15 protein-coding genes are annotated in these 16,645 nt (G+C 60.5%); 7 read left to right on the top strand and 8 right to left on the bottom strand.

What is annotated here, in order from left to right:
• Positions 1-507: 507 nt before the first annotated feature.
• The 6 genes from AC3A43_RS03400 to AC3A43_RS03375 all read right to left on the bottom strand — a co-directional run bounded on the left by AC3A43_RS03400 (position 508) and on the right by AC3A43_RS03375 (position 4,619).
• Complete coding sequence (locus tag AC3A43_RS03400) at positions 508-1,575, bottom strand: hypothetical protein (RefSeq protein WP_487791127.1); 1,068 nt, start codon at positions 1,573-1,575, stop codon at positions 508-510.
• Between the two features lie 157 nt (positions 1,576-1,732).
• Positions 1,733-2,158 (bottom strand): hypothetical protein, encoded by a 426-nt coding sequence (locus AC3A43_RS03395; RefSeq protein WP_487791126.1) that lies wholly within the window; start codon positions 2,156-2,158, stop codon positions 1,733-1,735.
• Between the two features lie 55 nt (positions 2,159-2,213).
• Positions 2,214-2,726 (bottom strand): hypothetical protein, encoded by a 513-nt coding sequence (locus AC3A43_RS03390; protein WP_487791125.1) that lies wholly within the window; start codon positions 2,724-2,726, stop codon positions 2,214-2,216.
• A 31-nt stretch (positions 2,727-2,757) separates the two neighbouring features.
• The gene (locus tag AC3A43_RS03385; RefSeq protein ID WP_487791124.1) at positions 2,758-3,819 is read right to left on the bottom strand and encodes a tetratricopeptide repeat protein; all 1,062 of its coding nucleotides are present in this window, start codon (positions 3,817-3,819) and stop codon (positions 2,758-2,760) included.
• 51 nt (positions 3,820-3,870) lie between these two features.
• Positions 3,871-4,269: a hypothetical protein gene (locus AC3A43_RS03380; RefSeq protein ID WP_487791123.1), complete on the bottom strand. Its 399-nt coding sequence runs from the start codon at positions 4,267-4,269 to the stop codon at positions 3,871-3,873.
• On the bottom strand, positions 4,266-4,619 hold the full coding sequence (locus AC3A43_RS03375; RefSeq protein WP_487791122.1) for a hypothetical protein: 354 nt from the start codon (positions 4,617-4,619) through the stop codon (positions 4,266-4,268). Before AC3A43_RS03375 ends, AC3A43_RS03380 begins: the two co-directional genes overlap by 4 nt.
• Before the next feature lie 134 nt (positions 4,620-4,753).
• Here AC3A43_RS03375 and AC3A43_RS03370 point away from each other — a divergent pair, with 134 nt between their 5' ends.
• Positions 4,754-6,604 carry an alpha/beta fold hydrolase gene (locus AC3A43_RS03370; RefSeq protein WP_487791121.1) on the top strand — a complete coding sequence of 617 codons (1,851 nt, stop codon included), beginning with the start codon at positions 4,754-4,756 and terminating at the stop codon, positions 6,602-6,604.
• Positions 6,605-6,785: 181 nt separating this feature from the next.
• Here AC3A43_RS03370 and AC3A43_RS03365 read toward each other — a convergent pair whose 3' ends face one another.
• On the bottom strand, positions 6,786-7,421 hold the full coding sequence (locus tag AC3A43_RS03365) for a response regulator transcription factor (protein ID WP_487791120.1): 636 nt from the start codon (positions 7,419-7,421) through the stop codon (positions 6,786-6,788).
• Complete coding sequence (locus AC3A43_RS03360; protein ID WP_487791119.1) at positions 7,408-9,882, bottom strand: PAS domain-containing sensor histidine kinase; 2,475 nt, start codon at positions 9,880-9,882, stop codon at positions 7,408-7,410. Before AC3A43_RS03360 ends, AC3A43_RS03365 begins: the two co-directional genes overlap by 14 nt.
• 298 nt (positions 9,883-10,180) lie before the next feature.
• On the opposite strand from AC3A43_RS03360, the gene AC3A43_RS03355 reads away from it, so the two are divergent.
• From AC3A43_RS03355 to AC3A43_RS03330, 6 genes are all read left to right on the top strand, one after another.
• The gene (locus AC3A43_RS03355; RefSeq protein ID WP_487791118.1) at positions 10,181-12,316 is read left to right on the top strand and encodes a TonB-dependent receptor; all 2,136 of its coding nucleotides are present in this window, start codon (positions 10,181-10,183) and stop codon (positions 12,314-12,316) included.
• A gap of 188 nt (positions 12,317-12,504) precedes the next feature.
• Positions 12,505-13,476, top strand: a complete 972-nt coding sequence (locus AC3A43_RS03350; RefSeq protein ID WP_487791117.1) for an alpha/beta fold hydrolase — start codon at positions 12,505-12,507, stop codon at positions 13,474-13,476.
• A gap of 52 nt (positions 13,477-13,528) precedes the next feature.
• Positions 13,529-14,251, top strand: coding sequence for an alpha/beta fold hydrolase (locus AC3A43_RS03345; RefSeq protein ID WP_487791116.1), 723 nt, complete (start codon positions 13,529-13,531; stop codon positions 14,249-14,251).
• The gene (locus AC3A43_RS03340) at positions 14,251-15,174 is read left to right on the top strand and encodes an alpha/beta fold hydrolase (protein ID WP_487791115.1); all 924 of its coding nucleotides are present in this window, start codon (positions 14,251-14,253) and stop codon (positions 15,172-15,174) included. The genes AC3A43_RS03345 and AC3A43_RS03340 overlap by 1 nt, the downstream gene beginning before the upstream one ends.
• Positions 15,167-15,844 (top strand): isochorismatase family protein, encoded by a 678-nt coding sequence (locus tag AC3A43_RS03335; RefSeq protein WP_487791114.1) that lies wholly within the window; start codon positions 15,167-15,169, stop codon positions 15,842-15,844. The genes AC3A43_RS03340 and AC3A43_RS03335 overlap by 8 nt, the downstream gene beginning before the upstream one ends.
• A 56-nt stretch (positions 15,845-15,900) precedes the next feature.
• On the top strand, positions 15,901-16,530 hold the full coding sequence (locus AC3A43_RS03330) for a pyridoxamine 5'-phosphate oxidase family protein (protein ID WP_487791113.1): 630 nt from the start codon (positions 15,901-15,903) through the stop codon (positions 16,528-16,530).
• Positions 16,531-16,645 lie beyond the last annotated feature (115 nt).

The raw sequence follows: 16,645 nt of genomic DNA, 5'->3' as shown, positions 1-16,645 counted from the left end.
ATAGGTTAAATTTCCAACTCTTTCGCTGCGCTCGACTGTGGGATTTAAAACCGGGACGGACCACGTTTTGCTTCGTCCGCAGATAAAATGCGAAAGACCACGTCTGGCGGACCGAGAAGCGCATTCGCGTGGCACGTTTTGCTGCACCTTACGTTGAGCGAGAGCGGCACGAACGGCAGAATTTTCCGATTGGGCTCCGTATTCAATGGCAGCATCGATTCCTAGCCACGTGCGCAATGGTTGCCTTCAGCACCGTCGTGGGGGTTTCGGAGTTCTTCGTCGGAAACGCTTTCCTCTCGCTGCGGCTGGGGCGCTCGCGGGCAGCACCGTCAAGGACGCGATGCTCAAAATGGGACAACCAAGTCGTACATACTGGCCGATTTCGGCCAGGCGGCTTTAAGGCCTAAATTGAGAGAAGCAGACGTTTGGAACGCGGCGCGAATTCTTGTCTTTGCACGGGGGAATGATTTCACGTCCGGCGTCGTCAAGTCCGGCTTCGGTAGACGGCTACAGTCCGGGCACGGCTCCGCCCGCCAGCGCTTCTTGCACGCAGGCCTGTTGGAAAGCGCGCGCGGCGCCCGGATCGGCACGAGCCAGCGCCGCCACCGCCGACGTCGCCGCGGCGAGTCGTTCCTTGGGCAAACCTTCGGTGCGCATGTCCCACCAATCGCGGACCTGCCAGCTCGGCCCCGACACCTGCCCGTCGGCGGCGAGCTGACCGACGAACAACTCGACGTGCGCGCGGCACGCCGTCTCGCGTGCGCCGCGCTCGCCTGGGGATGACGGCGGGGCCGTCCGCCGGAGACGCTGCTCGCGGTAGCTTGTAAGCAGCGCGCGGCCATCGATCGAGGGCACGCGCTTCACCTGCAGGGCCGGATCGCGCCGGCAGATCATTCTCAGGCTATGGTTTGCGAGGTCGTTGGCGGGCCTTGCTGCCTCGCCCTCGCCGAACGATCGCAGCCTCTTGCCCGCGGCCGAAAAGGCCGCGCCGCCGAGCAACTGTGTCTTCTGCGCGGCACAGTCGGCGCGGTAGGTCGCCGTCGTGAACGCCCCACCGTCGGCATCATCCTGCGGCAGCACAAAGGCGGTGACGAAATCGATCGTCGCGTTGCCACGATCGACCCAGCGGAGATCGAAATATTTGGCTCCATTTGGCCCCAGCGTGTCCGGCACGACGTCTGCCCGCCCCGCTCGGGCAATGAGCGCGGCAAGCTCTTCGCCGGCCGCGCCTTCGTCGCCCGCCGTCCCGGCCAAAGCGAGCCGATATTGTCCCTGCGCCCCGTCGATCAGCCCGAGCGCCGCATAGGCGCGCGCGAGATCGCGATGCCAGCCGGGCCCTATCGTGAGCATATGATGCCGCGGCGCCACCAGGGTCTCAAGGATGCCGGCGGCCTCGGCCGGGTGGCCCGCATCGATGGCTTGGGCCGCCAGCCGCGCTGCCCCGTCGTCGCGCTCGACCTGGCTGCCTGCATGGGGAGGAGGGGCATCGGCTGCCCCGGCCATCGATTCGCCGCCCGCGACGAGAAGCAGCGCGGCGACGGGCAACAGCGCGCATCGCACCGCCGGAACTCTCACGCGCGGTGCCGTTCGACATCGCTGCTGCGGCATAAAAACCCTCGTCATCCGACCCCCAATCAATATGCCGCCCTCCCCCGGAAGCTGTGCGGGGCCTTTGGCATAAATTTTAGCCGCAGCCGATGCCTCACGGGTGCGTACTACCTCTGGCCGAGCGCTACTTGCGGTACTGCCACTGGTAGGACGGAATATTATCCTTGCGAAGGAAGTCCGCAGTCCAGAAATGAAGCATCAGTCCGGGCTTGCCGCCATAGGCCGCAGACTGCACGAAGGCGTGGGTCGGACACGGGAGCATCTGCGAACGCGAGGTATCGATCAGCTCGAGACATTGCCCCACGAACCGCGCTGATTTCGGTCCGGTCGCCTCGGCGCCGGTGAGACGCGCGATGACCGTTCCCGCGGGAGCCGTGATCTTCTTCAGATGGAGGTCCGCCGTATCGTTTTCCACCACCGTGACGACGCCATTCACCACCGATAGCCTCAGCTTGTGATCGACGCCGTACCACTCGCCGTCGATCGCCTTGACGGGATCCGCCGGCAAGTCCGGCACCGTCTGGGCGGTAGCAGGCGCTGCTGCAAGCATCAGAGCTATCATTAAAGTCGCAGTTCGCATCATTTTCCCTCTCGTGATGATGAAGCTAAAAGCCCGTGGCCTTCATCGGATCGCAGCTGTCTCTGAGAAATTGCATCGCCTTGAAAAACCGTGCTCCCTGCGCCTCGTCGGCCGGCCAGAACACGTCGCTGAAGCCTTGGTCAAGGCGGCGGACTTCGATCATCGTCCTGACCGAAGGGCCGTAGCCGGAGGCGAGCAGCGCCTCCGACCAACCCGAGCGCGGCCAGAAATAGACTTCAGACTTCGCCCAGTGGAGATAGGTGGTTTTGCCGTCGGAGGTCTTGATATCGGTGACACAGGGCGCTTCTTGATCAAATGTGCTGGCCCCGACCAGCCTCGTACCCGGAACCGCCAGTTGAAGCCGTTGCATGGCGTCCAGTCGATCGAAACGCGCCGTGAATCCAATCGGGATCGGGTTCTGCGACGCGAACAGGTTCAGGAAGCGAACGGCATTTTCCTGCGTTTGCGCTTGCCCGATAGCGACGGGCGCGGAGGTCAATGCGGTCAGCGAGACTGCGACGGCCGCAAAATATTTCATCCGAAAGGCCATTTTCCTACCGATCCCATTTTCAAAGCGTTCGGCATGTGGCGGACAGAGCTCGCGCCGTGTCGCCCAGCATAGCCACGCGATCGCGCTCCTCGGGCACGTCCAGCTGATCCCGATGCAGCGACAGTCCGAAGCTGGTGCGGACATCGCCGCCTTTAGGATCGGTTCCGTTGAGGATGGCGCCCGTCAGGTTGAGGAAGCTGTCGCCGGCGGTGGCGACTGAGGTTTCTTGCCAGTTCACGAGAAACACGCCCGTCGTCCCGTTGTGGTCGACGACGATGCGGGTCACGCAGGGGTCCTCGGGCCGCGCCGACAGGGTATGGGCGCCGACGAGCGCATTGCCGAAGTTCGAAACGAAGAGCTTTGCCGAGCTCTCGGAAAACTCCTCCTGCAGCGCGAGAGCGCGGGCCGCCTGCTGCGCGAAGGGAAAGCCGTCACTGGCCGAGGCACGAATCCATTTTGCAGCTTCAACGGGATCCGCGCCGGGTATCGAGCGATCGAAGAGCAGCGTGCCATAGAGCATCTTGCTCTTCGCATCGCCGCCCTCGGCTCCGATCTTGGCATAGGGCTTCGCCGCAGCGAAATTCTTGGGCGTAATCGCGCCAACGAAAAGCGCCTGCGAATATTCCGAGGCTGCCAGGATCGATCCCGCATCGGCCGCCTTGCGCAGAATATCGAGATATCGGCCGTGATCGACAGCGACGCCGGTGCCATAGAAATAGTCGAGAGCGAGCGCGTGGAGGCCAAAGGGAAGACCCGTGTCGGCGGCGCGCTGCGCCCAGCGAAACGCCTGGGACGGGTCCTTGGGCACCCCCGCCCCGGTGGCATAGGCACTGGAGATGAGGGCCATCGCATGCGCGTCGCCTCGCTCGGCAGCCGCAAGTAGCTGCGGCGCCGACGCTGGAAGCCCCGCCAGCCGCCTGAGTTCGGGTGCTGGGAGCCGGACCCATTGCGCCTTGGCGATGCCCCAGGCGTCGCTTGTAGCAACAACGGATTGCGCGGCCGCAGGCGCCGCGCCGGGCGGCATTGCTGCCACAAGAGCGCCAACCAGCACCATCGCCGCTGAAGGAATGCGTATTTCCATAATATTGATGTCCCCCGACAATCGATCGAATGATTTTGCAGCGCTTGCCGGTCAGCGCTCGATCGAGATCCGTACCGAAGGCTGCACCTCGTTCGCGGCTTTGCCGCGGCATGCAAAGTCGGACGGGAACACATATTCACGTCCAGCGCCGACCGTCGCTCGCTCGCCCAGCGACGATGTCACCCCCGCGCCGACGCCATCACGGCGGCAGAGATAGGTCTTGTCGCCGCCGGCACCGATCGAGCAGGCGCGCGTCTCGGACCCGGTGTTGACGCATTTCCACGCCACCCTGATTTCGTCGCGGTCCACCTTGACGGCGTAATAGACCTCGACGCCGTCGCTCTCGTCCTGGAAATACCATTTCGAGAAGCCGGTCTGCGCCATGGCGGCCGCCGGATTCACTGCTGCAATGGCAGCCATCAGGAATAAACAGCGCTTGCCCATATTCATCGTTCAACTCCTCCATTGGCGGAAATCACCGTCCAGCCCTTGATCCGCGCGATTTCAGCCTTGCGCAGGCGGTCGGCGACCCCTTCGCGGCGAGTGTCGAAGGGACCAAGGCAGTTGAGGATCCCGATGCCGGTGACACTGCTGCGTTCCAGGTCGCGTTGGAACGCAGCACGCGCGCCTCCGGCATCGGGAAACCCGTCGAGCGGCAGATGCGCACGATAGATGCGCGATTGCCGCACGATCATGTCGGGGGCGGCAGGCCGGGCGTTGCACCAATAGAAGATCGCTGTTCCCTCGCCCGCAGCCGCCGCGCCCCCGCCGGCGGTGACTGCGCCCGTCAGCGAAACCAATACGCCTGCGCCTATCGTCCCGACTTTTCCCATACCCCTCTACAAGCCACTCATTTCGGGACTAAATGCCGCGGGCGGCTGGCTACGCATATCCCCATTTGTAGGGTATCGGCCCTCTCGCTATCGAAAGACCGATGCCACGCAGCGATTCGAATGAGGGGACGAGACCGGCGGATGCCGATTATGCGCTCGATTGGCTGAGCGAGCCCGAGCGGCTGCTCGATCGGGCCCGAGCGGAGCCCGACGCGCTCGAAGCCTATTTTCACGGGCTCGACGCTGCGCACGCGTTTACGGCAACTTCGCTGGTCGACAGCGAAGCACTGCATCTGGCAGTCGCCGCACTGGGCTCCCGGCAACTTCTCGCGTCGACCGGCTTCGACTTTCCGGATATCGCGCGCCACATCGACTGGGATGCGGCGGAAGCTGCCCAGCTACAGGCGGAGGTTCGGGTCGAGCCCTTCGGAAGCGGACCGGTGGGGCTGCCGTCGCTGATCTATGTACCCGGCCGGGAGGCAATGACGTGGGACCTGCCCGATGTCATCGCGAACGCACTCACGGACAAATCCGAAGACCGAGCTCTGGTCATCGCCACGCCGGCGACGCCTGAACGGCCGTTGCGGCGCGCCTGCAAGGCGTTCGCGATGACGGGCCTCGAGACGCGCGTGACCGAAGCGACGCTGAAAGCAGGCAGTATCCGCGACGGCGCGCTTGCTGCGCGCGTAAGTTATGCGACCGCACGCGAGGCCATGTCGTCCGCGCTCGCCAAGGTCGGCGCCCGGCGGTTGCCCGGTTTGCTGCACAGCCTTTCGCTCCTCGCCTTCGGCATTTTTCAGACAGGCGAGGAGGCGCCGGCGATACTCGTCGATCGCTGGGGACTGAAGCCGCGACAGACGCAGATCGCGATGCTGCTGGCGCAGGGGCTTACCCGCGCCGAAACCGCCCGCGCCATGGAAATTTCCGAAGCCACGGTGAAAAAGCAGGCCGACATCCTCTTCCAGATCCTGGGCGTGTCGGGCGCGGCCGACATGGTCCGCTTGATCAGCGTCGCAACCGTCATGCAGGCGCTGACGTCCGCAAGCCACAGCCGCATCGGCTGGATCGACGGCAGTTCCGAGCCGCTCCGCTTCGTCCATACCGCGGGCGGGCGGCGAATTGCTATCTCCGAATATGGCCGTCCCAAAGGCCGGCCGGTTGTCATCCTCCACAGCAGCATGACGACGCGGCACCCGCCCCGGCAGCTGGTCGCCCGGCTGGTGAGCGCAGACTATCGGGTGATCACTATCGACCGTCCCGGCTTCGGTATGACCGATCCGAGCGCGCCAGCTGTCGGGACAGATGAACAGGATGTCTTCGCCGACGCCGCGCACGACATGGCGCTCGTGCTCGACAAGCTGCGCATAGGCCAGATCGACGTCATCGGGCGCGGCGGCGCACAGGCCGCAGTCGCGTTCGCGGGACTTTATCCAGACCGCTGCGGAAAGGTCGTCCTCGTCAATCCCGACCCCATATCTTCGCGCGACGAGCGCCGGTGGGGCGTGCTCGGTTCGTTCAAGGAAGCCTATCAGCGCCGCCCCGGGCTGATCCTTCCCGCCGCCCGGCTTATCGCGCGGGCGATGACGCGCGACTATCTCGGGAAGGTGCTGCTCAAATCGATGCGCGGCAGCCCGCCGGACGAGGCCCTGCTGGCCGATGATGATGTCGTTGACGATTATTACCGCGCCGTCCGAATGTTCGCCACCGGGCGGCTCGAGGGCTATGTACGCGAACAGCTTTATTTTGCCCGCGGCAAGACGTTCGAATATCCCGTCGACGGCTCCGGCTGGTCGATTCTCGTCGGCGGGCACGATACCCTTTCCGATCCCGCCGACGCCCTCGCTTACTGGCGTGAGCTACTACCCCAAGGCGAGTTTGAAATACTGCCGAACCATGGACGGCTACTCGCCTATGCTGACCCGGACCTGATTGTCTCGCGCCTCAGGCGTTGATCGGAGCGCAAAGTGGCCGAAAGCGGACCGGCGGTTTTCAGGTCGAAATTAAGAGAAGCTGCCCTTCGACAGCGTCACCATTTTTCCTCGGAGCGGTGCTAAAGCTTTCGGCGCCCACCGAGGCACTAGGATCGCGGAGGTAGCCATTCCCGAAACGAAGACCGGCCGAACGCTCAATGCGTTAATGACCCAGCATTATGGCGTCTGACATTCTTACTAGATCAGCAACTGACGTAGCTTCCATTTTCCGCATCATCTGACCACGGTGAAGCTTCACAGTCGCCTCCGTAATATGGATTTTTTCAGCGATTTGCTTGTTGAGAAGGCCCGCGGCGACCAATCCCATAATTTGGCGCTCACGTTCGGTCAGCGTGGCATAGCGGCTCTGCAGCGCCGCACCACGCGAGATGTCGCCGCGCCTCTGTTGATCTTGGGCGATGGCTTGATTGACAGCCTCCAGCAGGTCTTGTTCTCGGACCGGTTTGGTGAGAACGTCGACCGCGCCTGCCTTCATCGCACGAACCGCCATCTGGACGTCGACATGCGCGCTTACGAGGACCACCGACGCGGGGATCTCGTCAGTTGCCAAAATTTCCTGAAATTCCAGACCGCTCATGCCCGGAAGGCGAATATCGAGTACAATGCATCCCGCACGGCCAACTCGGTCGATCGCGAGATAATCTTGCACCGAACCATAGCATTCCGTCCGTAAACCGACCGATTGAAACAGGCCTTGGAGAGCCTCTCGCACGCTATCGTCATCGTCGATAACGACGACGACAGGTTCGTCGTTTGAGCGGTGGTCAGACAATGACATCTACCCGTTGCTGGAGCGGAACCGAAAAGCTGAAAATGCTTCCGCTTGGGCGATTCGCGTTCGCCCAAATTTTGCCCCCATGCGCTTCGATGATCGAGCGACATATTGCGAGTCCCATGCCAATTCCTTTTGATTTCGTGCTGAAGAAGGCTTCAAAAATTTTTCCCTCTTGCCCTGAACGCAATCCAACGCCGCTGTCCGCCACCTCCACCACGGCGTGAAGGTCGGCCGCAAGGGTACGGATCGACAATCGGCGATCTTCCTTGTCCTTCGCTTCCATCGCATCCACCCCGTTCAGCACCACGTTTAGAACCACTTGCTGCAACTGCGTACTATCGCCGATGATGCGGAGCGGCTCGGAGGAAAATTCCGTTTCGACCCGCACGCCCCGCCGTCGCAGCTCGCCGCCCAAGAGGTCCAGGACTTCCTGAACAACCTGGTTGAGTAGGATGGGCACCATATCCGGAGGTGCCTTGCGCGCGAGCGCGCGGATGCTCGCAATAATGTCGCCGGCACGGTGGCCGTCACGAACAATCCGCTCAGCGGCTTGCCGCGCCAGCACAAGGTCGAGCTGCGCCTCTTCCAGCCAGCGCAAGCAGGTTCCGGCATTGGTCACAACAGCCATCAGCGGTTGATTGATTTCGTGTGCGATGGAGACGGCCAGTTCGTCCATGGTCGTCATGCGAGTGACATGGGCGAGGTCTGTCTGGCTCTGCCGTAAATTTTCCAGCGCGCGTTTGCGTTCCTCAATATCGATGTTGACGCCCGACCATTGGGTCAAATCGCCTGCCTCGTCGTAAAACGGGTTCGCGCGGAACAAAAACCAGCGATACCGTCCGTCCCGACCGCGCAGGCGGGCCTCACATTCGCCCTGTCGGCCAGAAGCCATGACCGCGGACCATGTTTTGAGGTGCGCTTGCGCGTCCTCCGGGTGCAAGGCAGCGGCCCAGCCGCCGTCGCTCGCTTCTTCGGGACCCAGGCCGATGTAGTCGAGAAAACTCTGGCTCAGAAAGGTAACGGAGCCATGGGCGTCAGATGACCACACTAAGCCCGGGATCGTATCGATAATGTGCTGCAAGCGCCGTTCGCTCTCCCGCAATGCTGCCTCGCTGGCTTTGAGGGCATCCTCGGCGCGCTGCAAATCCTCGATATCGACATTTACCCCGAACCAGCGTTCAACGCCGTTCGCGTCAGTGAACTTGCGTCCGGAGAAGTAGAACCAGCGATATTCACCGTCCCACCGGCGAATGCGTCCTTTGAGGAACGTTGCTCCCGCAGTTTCGAGATCGCGTATCCAGATGTCCATCATCCCGTCAATGTCATCCGGATGATAGAGATCCTGGAACCCCCACTCGAGAATCTGATCTTCCGATACGCCGGCATAATCGAGCCAGCTTTGATTGATAAAATCGGCGGTCCCGTCGGGCCGAGCAGACCATGCGAGAACCGGAAGCGAATTGATGATGAGATTGAGATTCTGCTCACTTGCTAGAAGCGCGCTCTCGGTTTCCCGAAGGGCATTTTCCGCTCGTTTTCGATCCTCGATGTCGAACACCAGACCGTACCATTTTATGACCTCGCCGCTCTCATTCAACAGCGGCTTCTGACGAAGTGTACACCAGCGAAACTCCCCGTCAGCGCGCCGAAGCCGGCCATCGATATCCTGACTGCGTTTCGTCGCCATAATCTCTTGCCAGGCAGCAAGGAGCTTAGGCGTATCGTCGGGGTGAAAAATCCGATAAAAATTCAGGCCGGCTATCTCCTCGAAAGGACCGCCGATAAAATCCAGAAAATGCTGATTACCGAAATCGATCATTCCGTCGGGGGTGGATGACCATGCCATTGCGGGCATCGTGTTGATGATGAGGTTCAGCCGCCATTCGTTTTCAGCAAGCGCGTCGCCTGTCGGTTTCTCGGTTCGCGTATCAACAGGGGTACTTCGATCGCTAAGTTCACGCACTTCACGGCACGCAAGCCCGGTTTGAGATGCAGCAAGATCGAGCCGAAGCGTTTCTTCTAATAGCGGAAAATTCGACCGCCGTGCGCCAGCCACAAGGACTCCCACGTTGGCAAAATGCCCGAGCGGTGAACATGTGATCGCGAAACTATGACCGGCAAAGGAGAGGCTCGCCTCACGATCAAGTGCCTCGGAAAGCAACCAGCGCTCAATCGCGTCGCTGACTTCCGCGCGATACGGCGCCGAGCGAGGCGGACCGCTAAAGTGCAGGAAGATGGGCGTAGCGTCGCTGAACTGAATTGCTACGAAGTCCAGATCGAGCATATCGAGCAACGTCTGCATGACGCTCTCGGCAATCGCGGTAGGATCAAGTCCGGCCCAGGTTTTTGGAAGATTTACGAGGCGCTCAATATCATTGAGCTCCTCCCAAGGCTTTTGCGGGCCAAGGCTCCGGGATTGCGGCGCGTCTTCGCCAGGTGCAGCGAGCGGCGGATGAGCATTCACGCGAAGCCCTTTCCATCTGTCCGGGAAACAAACCGTTGTCTGGGCCGGTCGCTGAAAGCCATATCCTTCGCTGTGCCGTCACTGCAAGCCACGAAGGAGCTTAGGAGGTTCAAGGCGCCTCATCCATCTCGACCAAGGTCGATAGGCCTCCTACCTTCGGCTACGAAATTGCGACGAAGAGCCCCTTGAGACAGCCTGTCAGGGTGACTAGCGCGAAAGGACCGAAAGACACCTGTCTTTGACCGCAGCAGGACAAGGGCGCCGCTCGGGCTGGCGGGGCAAGGCGATGCCGTAAACTATGACCAGGGGGGCGGAAATGTTGCAGAGGGAGCTGGCGTTTTTTCGTATCGGCTTGCTGGTCACGAGCTTTGTGGTGTCGGCAGACGCGTCGGCCCAATCGCTTGAACAACACGAAACCGACATCGTCGTCACCGCGACGCGGCAGGAGACGCGGCTGCAGGACACGCCGATTGCGATCTCGGCATACTCTGCCGAACAGATGGAGCGGAGCGGCGTTCGCGACCTTCGCGATGTCGCAATTTTTACGCCCGGCCTGACCATCGGCACGGGCGAGGGTCAAGGCGCGGTGCCAATCTCGATCCGGGGGGTGGGGCAAAATGATCTCGGTATCGGGGCGGACGCGCCGATCGCGGTGTATCTCGATGGAGTCTATCTTGCGCGCCCTTATATGAATCTGTTCGAGCTGGTCGACGTCGAGCGGATCGAGGTCCTGCGCGGTCCGCAAGGATCGCTTTATGGCCGAAACGCGACCGGCGGTGCGGTCAACGTCATAAGCCGACGCCCCGGGCCTGAAGTCGTAGTTCAGGGCGAGGCGCGATACGGAAATTACGACGCTTGGGGAGCTCAAGCACTTGCCATGGGACCACTAGGCGGCAATTTTTTCGGGAAGATCGCCTTGGCCACAAGTCGGCGCGAGGGTTATACAAAAGAGGCGCGGTCGGGCGCAGACCTCGACCCCGAGAAAAGTTTCGCGGTCAGGACAGCGCTGCGCTGGAACCCAAGTCCATCGCTCGATGTGCAACTGAATGCCGATCGCGGGTATCACAACATGCCAGTGGTTGTGCACAGCAGCTTGGGCGCAAACTTCGATCCTGAGCGTATCGAGCTTGACTCCGCTCCGCGAGAAGACCGCGACTATTGGGGCGTTTCGCTCGATGCCGCTTATGATCTGGGATCGGTAAAGCTGATATCGGTGACCGGATACCGCGAAGCCAGGCTGACAAATGTCATCGACACCGATGCTGGCCCAACGAGGGCAATTCAGTTCAGTCAATTTGACGCAACCGCGCAGTGGAGCCAGGAACTACGATTGAACTCGGCCCCCAAGACGCGCCTCCAATGGCTGGCGGGCATCTATCTTTTCCAAGAGGATGCAGACACGTTTAGCCCCATTTTCCTAGACTTCACCGAGAATTTGGGCCTGCCGAGCCCTACCACGCAGACGATCGAAGCGACGAACCGCACCAAGGCTTTCGCTCTGTTTGGACAAGCCAGTTTTAAGTTAACCGATCAGTTGACGATCAGCGGCGGACTGCGTTGGAGCAAAGAGCAGAAGATATTCACCTTCAACCAGCAATTCACGATTGATATCCCGCCACTTTTCAGCAGCTACCCGCGTTCGCGGCAAAAAACCCGCTGGACCGACGTGTCGCCGCGCATCGCGGTTGACTATCGGGCTTCTAATAATCTCCTCGTCTATGCGAGCTATTCGGACGGTTTCAAAAGCGGCGGCTCGACCTCGGTCAGCCTTATAACTACCCCGGTCCCCAACGTTTTCGCTCCGGAATCGCTCGAAGCGTTTGAAGCAGGTATCAAGAGCGACTGGTTCAACGACGACCTGCGGGTGAACATCACGGCTTTTCACTATGACTATAAGGATCTGCAAGTACGCACGACCGATGCGTTTGGGTTTTTGATTGTCAGGAATGCAGCGAATGCGCGCGTGGACGGGCTGGAGCTCGAGATGTCGGCGCAGCCGATACGGGGCCTTGATCTCACCGCCATCGCTGCTGTTCTCGACGCCCGATACGGTGAATTTATCGATCCTGTGACCTTGGCTGATTATTCAGGCACCAGGCTGAATCGGGCGCCCAAGCTGAAAGCCAGTTTTGGCGCACAATATGCGTTTCGGCTCGAAAGCGGGGCCGAATTCGCGGTCCGCGGAGAATATGAGCATATGAGCCGATTGTACCACCAGCCGGGGAATTTGACGGCTTTTTCGCGCGCGCCCACCCACCTCTTCAACGGCCGCTTGGCTTATCGGACCGCCGATCGTCGTTGGTCGATTGGGCTCCTTGCGAAGAATCTCACGAATGAGCGCCGGATAGGCCATAACTTCGTTGTACTTGGCGAACCGAGGTCGACCATAACGCCGCCGCGTACCCTCGTGCTCGAAGTCTGCTTCACCCGCTAGACACGGCTCGCGCCATCGCAGGCGCCATCGCTAAGGTCTCGACAGGGCAAATGGTCGCGGCGCCGAGGCTAGACGAAGGTCGAGTTTCGCTAGATCTCTGAATAAAAAACAACGACCAAGTAGGCATTGTATCCGCACTGAGAAGCGTTTTACCCATGACATTGGATAAGATGCAAGCGGAGGGAAACATGAAACGGCTCATATTAATTGCGGCGCTTTGTTCAGCTATTGCAACACCGGCGATCGCTGAAGAAAGATGCTCTATTCCGCAATCCGGGCAGCCCGTAAAGTCGATACCTGTTATTCATTACAAGTCGGTATCGATCGACGGCGTGAAAGTCTTCTATCGCGAGGCCGGCCCCAAGGATGCACCGGTCATCCTCCTGCTTCACGGCTTCCCGACTTCGTCGCACATGTTCCGCAATCTCATTCCGCTTCTCGCGGACCGCTATCGCGTCATCGCCCCCGACTATCCCGGCTACGGCCAGAGCGATGCGCCCGATCACAAGACGTTCGCCTACACCTTCGCGAACCTCACCGATATCGTAGAAAAGCTGACCGAGAAGGTCGGCGCCGGACGCTACAGCATGTACGTCATGGATTATGGCGCGCCCATCGGATACCGGCTCGCGCTCAAACATCCCGAGCGCGTCGAAAGCCTGATCGTCCAGAACGGCAATGCCTATACCGAAGGTCTCGCGGCCTTCTGGGATCCGATCAAGGCTTATTGGGCGGAAAAGACGCCTGCACGCCGCGAAGCGCTCGTCGGTCTCCTCACGCTCGAGACGACCAAGTTCCAGTATACCGATGGCATGGGCGACGTCGCGCGGATCAGCCCGGACAATTGGGTGGTCGATCAGGCGCTCCTCGATCGGCCCGGCAACAAAGACATCCAGCTCGATCTGCTTGGCGACTATGGCAGCAATGTGCCGCTCTACCCGCAATTCCAGGCATTCTTCCGCGAGCGCAAGCCGCCGACGCTAATTGTCTGGGGCAAAAACGACGTGATCTTTCCCGAAGCCGGCGCCCATCCCTATTTGCGCGATCTGCCCGACGCCGAGATGCATATCCTCAATAGCGGCCATTTTGCACTTGAGGACAAGCTCGACGTTATGGCGCCGCTTATTCGGGACTTTCTTGACCGCAAGATCTGCAAATGACGCGCGACGCGGGGTCGAACGCCCTGCGTTACGTCCGCAAAGGAAAAGATCCATGACCAGCAAGAAACCGGTAGCCCTGGCAATTGAAGCACAAAGCCTATCGATCGTTCTAGTCCATGGCGCGTTTGTCGATGGATCGGGATGGCGGCCGGTATATGACCTGCTTTCGGCCCGCGGTTTTGAGGTGCTGATTGTGCAGCACCCGACGATCTCGTTGGAAGGCGATGTCGCCGCTTGTGAGCGGGTGATCGCGTCTGCCCTCCACCCAGTTCTTCTTGTTGGCCACAGCTACGGCGGCGCGGTTATCACCGAGGCCGGTGACAATCCAAAGGTGAAGGCCATTGCCTACATCGCGGCATTCGTGCCCGATGCAGGTGAGTCCGTCGCGATGCTGAATGAAGTACCGGCAGAGTCCGGCGAAGCAAAGGCGCCACTGCTTCCCCCGCAAGATGGCTACCTGATCGTCGACCCCGCCGCATTTCATAAAGCCTTCGCGGCGGACATCGATCCGGCGGAGGCTGACTTTATGGCGGCCGCACAACTGCCTTGGGGGCTCGGCGCGGTGACGGCCACCGTCGGGAGGGCCAGTTGGAGAGTCAAACCAAGCTATTACATGGTTGCCTCTGACGACCGTATGGTGCCGCCAAGCGCGCAGCGTCGCATGGCCCAGCGCGCGGGAGCCGCCGTCACCGAGATCGGCAGCAGTCATGCTGCGATGCTGTCGCACCCCGGGGCGGTTGCCGATTTCATCGCGGCAGCAGCCGGATCTGACTGATGGGGTGGGAGGCGGTCTCTCGTCAGGTTACGCACCACCGGGCAATCAGCGTCGACGGCGTCGAGATATTCTTTCGTGAGGCTGGCTACGCCAAAGCGCCCGTTTTGGTTCTTCTGCACGGTTTTCCAAGCTCGTCGCATATGTATCGCAAACTCGTTCCCGCCCTCGCGGACCGCTACCGCGTCATCGCGCCTGATCTGCCCGGTTTCGGGCTCTCCGCGATGCCGCCGCGCGGCGATTTCGAATATAGTTTCGCAAAGTTTGCCGAGATCATCGACGCGTTGCTCGAACAACTTGGCGCTGAAACATACGCGCTTTACATCATGGATTATGGCGCTCCGACGGGCTTTCGGCTGGCGCTGCGGCATCCTGAACGGATTACCGCAATAATCGTCCAGAACGGCAACGCTTATGAAGAAGCCATGAAAGAATTTTGGACCACCACTCGTGCCTATTGGGTCGATGGCAGCGAAGCGAATCGCGATGCCATGCGGCCCTTTCTCACGCTGGAAGGAACCAAGTTTCAATATCTTTCCGGTGTGAAAGACGAAACGCGCGTGGATCCAGCTGCATGGCTGCATGACCAACTGTTTCTGGATCGGCCCGGCAGTGTCGAAATTCAGCTGGATATCATCTACGACTACCAGAGCAATGTGGCACTCTATCCCGAGTTTCAGCGTTATTTCCGCGCGCATCGCCCTCCCGCACTGATCCTGTGGGGCGAAAATGATCCGATCTTCGCACCCGAGGGCGCGACCGCCTTTCTTCGCGATCTGCCCGATGCCGAACTCCACTTTCTCAATACCGGACACTTCGCACTCGAAGACAAAGCGGATGAGATGATTCCGCTAATCCACGATTTTCTGGCGCGCCATTTGGTTCCGCCAAATCCCGCGACATATGAGGAGAAAAATCATGAATAGCCTTACATCGAAATCGAGTGTTCTTCCGTCGGGCGGCGGTGCGATGTTGATCGACCCAGCCGACACGCTGATCCTGCTCCTCGATCATCAATCGGGCCTGTTCCAGACAGTGAAGGATATTTCGATCACGGATCTTCGCCGGAACGTCGAAATGATCGCGAAGCTCGCCACGCTCCTGAAAATTCCCGTCATCACGACCGCATCCGAACCTGCCGGGACGAACGGCCCGCTCATGCCCGAGATCCACGAGCATGCGCCGCACGCTGTTTATGTGCCGCGCAAAGGCGAGGTGAACGCTTGGGACAATGACGACTTCGTGGCTGAAGTACGTTCAACAGGGCGCAAGACGCTCGTCATGGCCGGTGTATGGACCAGTGTTTGCGTGATGTTTCCTGCGCTCGACGCCAAGGCAGCGGGCTATGATGTCTACGCCGTGCTCGACGCATCGGGTGATCCAAGCGAGATGGCATCTCGGATTTCCCTCGCACGTTTCGTTCAGGGCGGTGTCACGCCCACGTCGACCAATGCGCTGCTGTCCGAACTTCATCGCACCTGGGCGCGCCCCGAGGCGGCTGAGCTTGGAAAATTATATGGTCTTGTCGCGCCTCATTATGCAGCGGTCGCCGAGAGTTATGTGCGAGCGCAGCAGGCCGCGAGAGAGGCCAGCTAAAGACGCTTGGTTGACGATCAGAGTTTGGGATTGCGAGCCTCGAATAGGAGGAGTCGATGCCTTATGGTTTTATGGAAATAGCGCTGACGCCCAGCGTCCGCGCCGCCCAAATCGAGATGGGAGCCGAAACGCTCTGGACTGACTTCAAGGGCAAACGCGCGTTCGACCGGTTTACCCCGCGCGAGGCCGCGTTCATCGCGGAGCGGGACAGTTTCTACATGGCTTCAGTTTCGGAGACGGGCTGGCCCTATGTCCAGCACCGCGGAGGACCGCCAGGTTTTCTCAAGATGGTCGATGAGAGGACACTCGCTTTTCTCGATTATCGCGGCAATCGGCAATATATCAGTACCGGCAATGTGCTCGCAAACAGCCGCATATGCCTGATCCTGGTCGACTATCGCGATCGGGCGCGGCTGAAGATTTTTGGCCGCGCCGAGAAGCTCGCACGCGATGCTGATCGTGAATTGACAGCGAATCTGACCGACGGGTCCTACCGGGCCATCGCTGAGCGAGTTTTTCGGTTCACGCTGGACGCGTACGACTGGAATTGCCCGCAGCACATCACCCCCCGCTTTTCGGAGCGAGAGGTGAGTGTCGCTGTGAAGCCGCTGCATGATCGGATCAGCGCGCTCGAACAGCAAAATGCCGAACTGCGCGAGAGACTGTGGGTACTAACCAGCGACTGAAGTCAGCCTGCGAGATGCTTGCTCATGCTGCGCGAAGCCTCGTGCACACAAACGGCAACACTTTTCCTTTGTGGCGCGATTGGTGAGCCCCGGTCCGTTTGCCTTCGTTCAAGCC

It is taken from the genome of Sphingopyxis sp. Soil_C_28 (assembly GCF_057657055.1).
The sequence above is the reverse complement of the archived record's forward strand: the minus strand, read 5'-3'. Positions and strand labels throughout refer to the sequence as shown.

Coding starts and splice junctions, on each gene's coding strand:
- AC3A43_RS03395 (WP_487791126.1), bottom strand. CDS start 2,158: ATGCTTGCAGCAGCGCCTGCTACCGCCCAGACGGTGCCGGACTTGCCG.
- AC3A43_RS03390 (WP_487791125.1), bottom strand. CDS start 2,726: ATGAAATATTTTGCGGCCGTCGCAGTCTCGCTGACCGCATTGACCTCC.
- AC3A43_RS03385 (WP_487791124.1), bottom strand. CDS start 3,819: ATGGAAATACGCATTCCTTCAGCGGCGATGGTGCTGGTTGGCGCTCTT.
- AC3A43_RS03380 (WP_487791123.1), bottom strand. CDS start 4,269: ATGAATATGGGCAAGCGCTGTTTATTCCTGATGGCTGCCATTGCAGCA.
- AC3A43_RS03370 (WP_487791121.1), top strand. CDS start 4,754: ATGCCACGCAGCGATTCGAATGAGGGGACGAGACCGGCGGATGCCGAT.
- AC3A43_RS03365 (WP_487791120.1), bottom strand. CDS start 7,421: ATGTCATTGTCTGACCACCGCTCAAACGACGAACCTGTCGTCGTCGTT.
- AC3A43_RS03355 (WP_487791118.1), top strand. CDS start 10,181: ATGACCAGGGGGGCGGAAATGTTGCAGAGGGAGCTGGCGTTTTTTCGT.
- AC3A43_RS03350 (WP_487791117.1), top strand. CDS start 12,505: ATGAAACGGCTCATATTAATTGCGGCGCTTTGTTCAGCTATTGCAACA.
- AC3A43_RS03345 (WP_487791116.1), top strand. CDS start 13,529: ATGACCAGCAAGAAACCGGTAGCCCTGGCAATTGAAGCACAAAGCCTA.
- AC3A43_RS03340 (WP_487791115.1), top strand. CDS start 14,251: ATGGGGTGGGAGGCGGTCTCTCGTCAGGTTACGCACCACCGGGCAATC.
- AC3A43_RS03335 (WP_487791114.1), top strand. CDS start 15,167: ATGAATAGCCTTACATCGAAATCGAGTGTTCTTCCGTCGGGCGGCGGT.
- AC3A43_RS03330 (WP_487791113.1), top strand. CDS start 15,901: ATGCCTTATGGTTTTATGGAAATAGCGCTGACGCCCAGCGTCCGCGCC.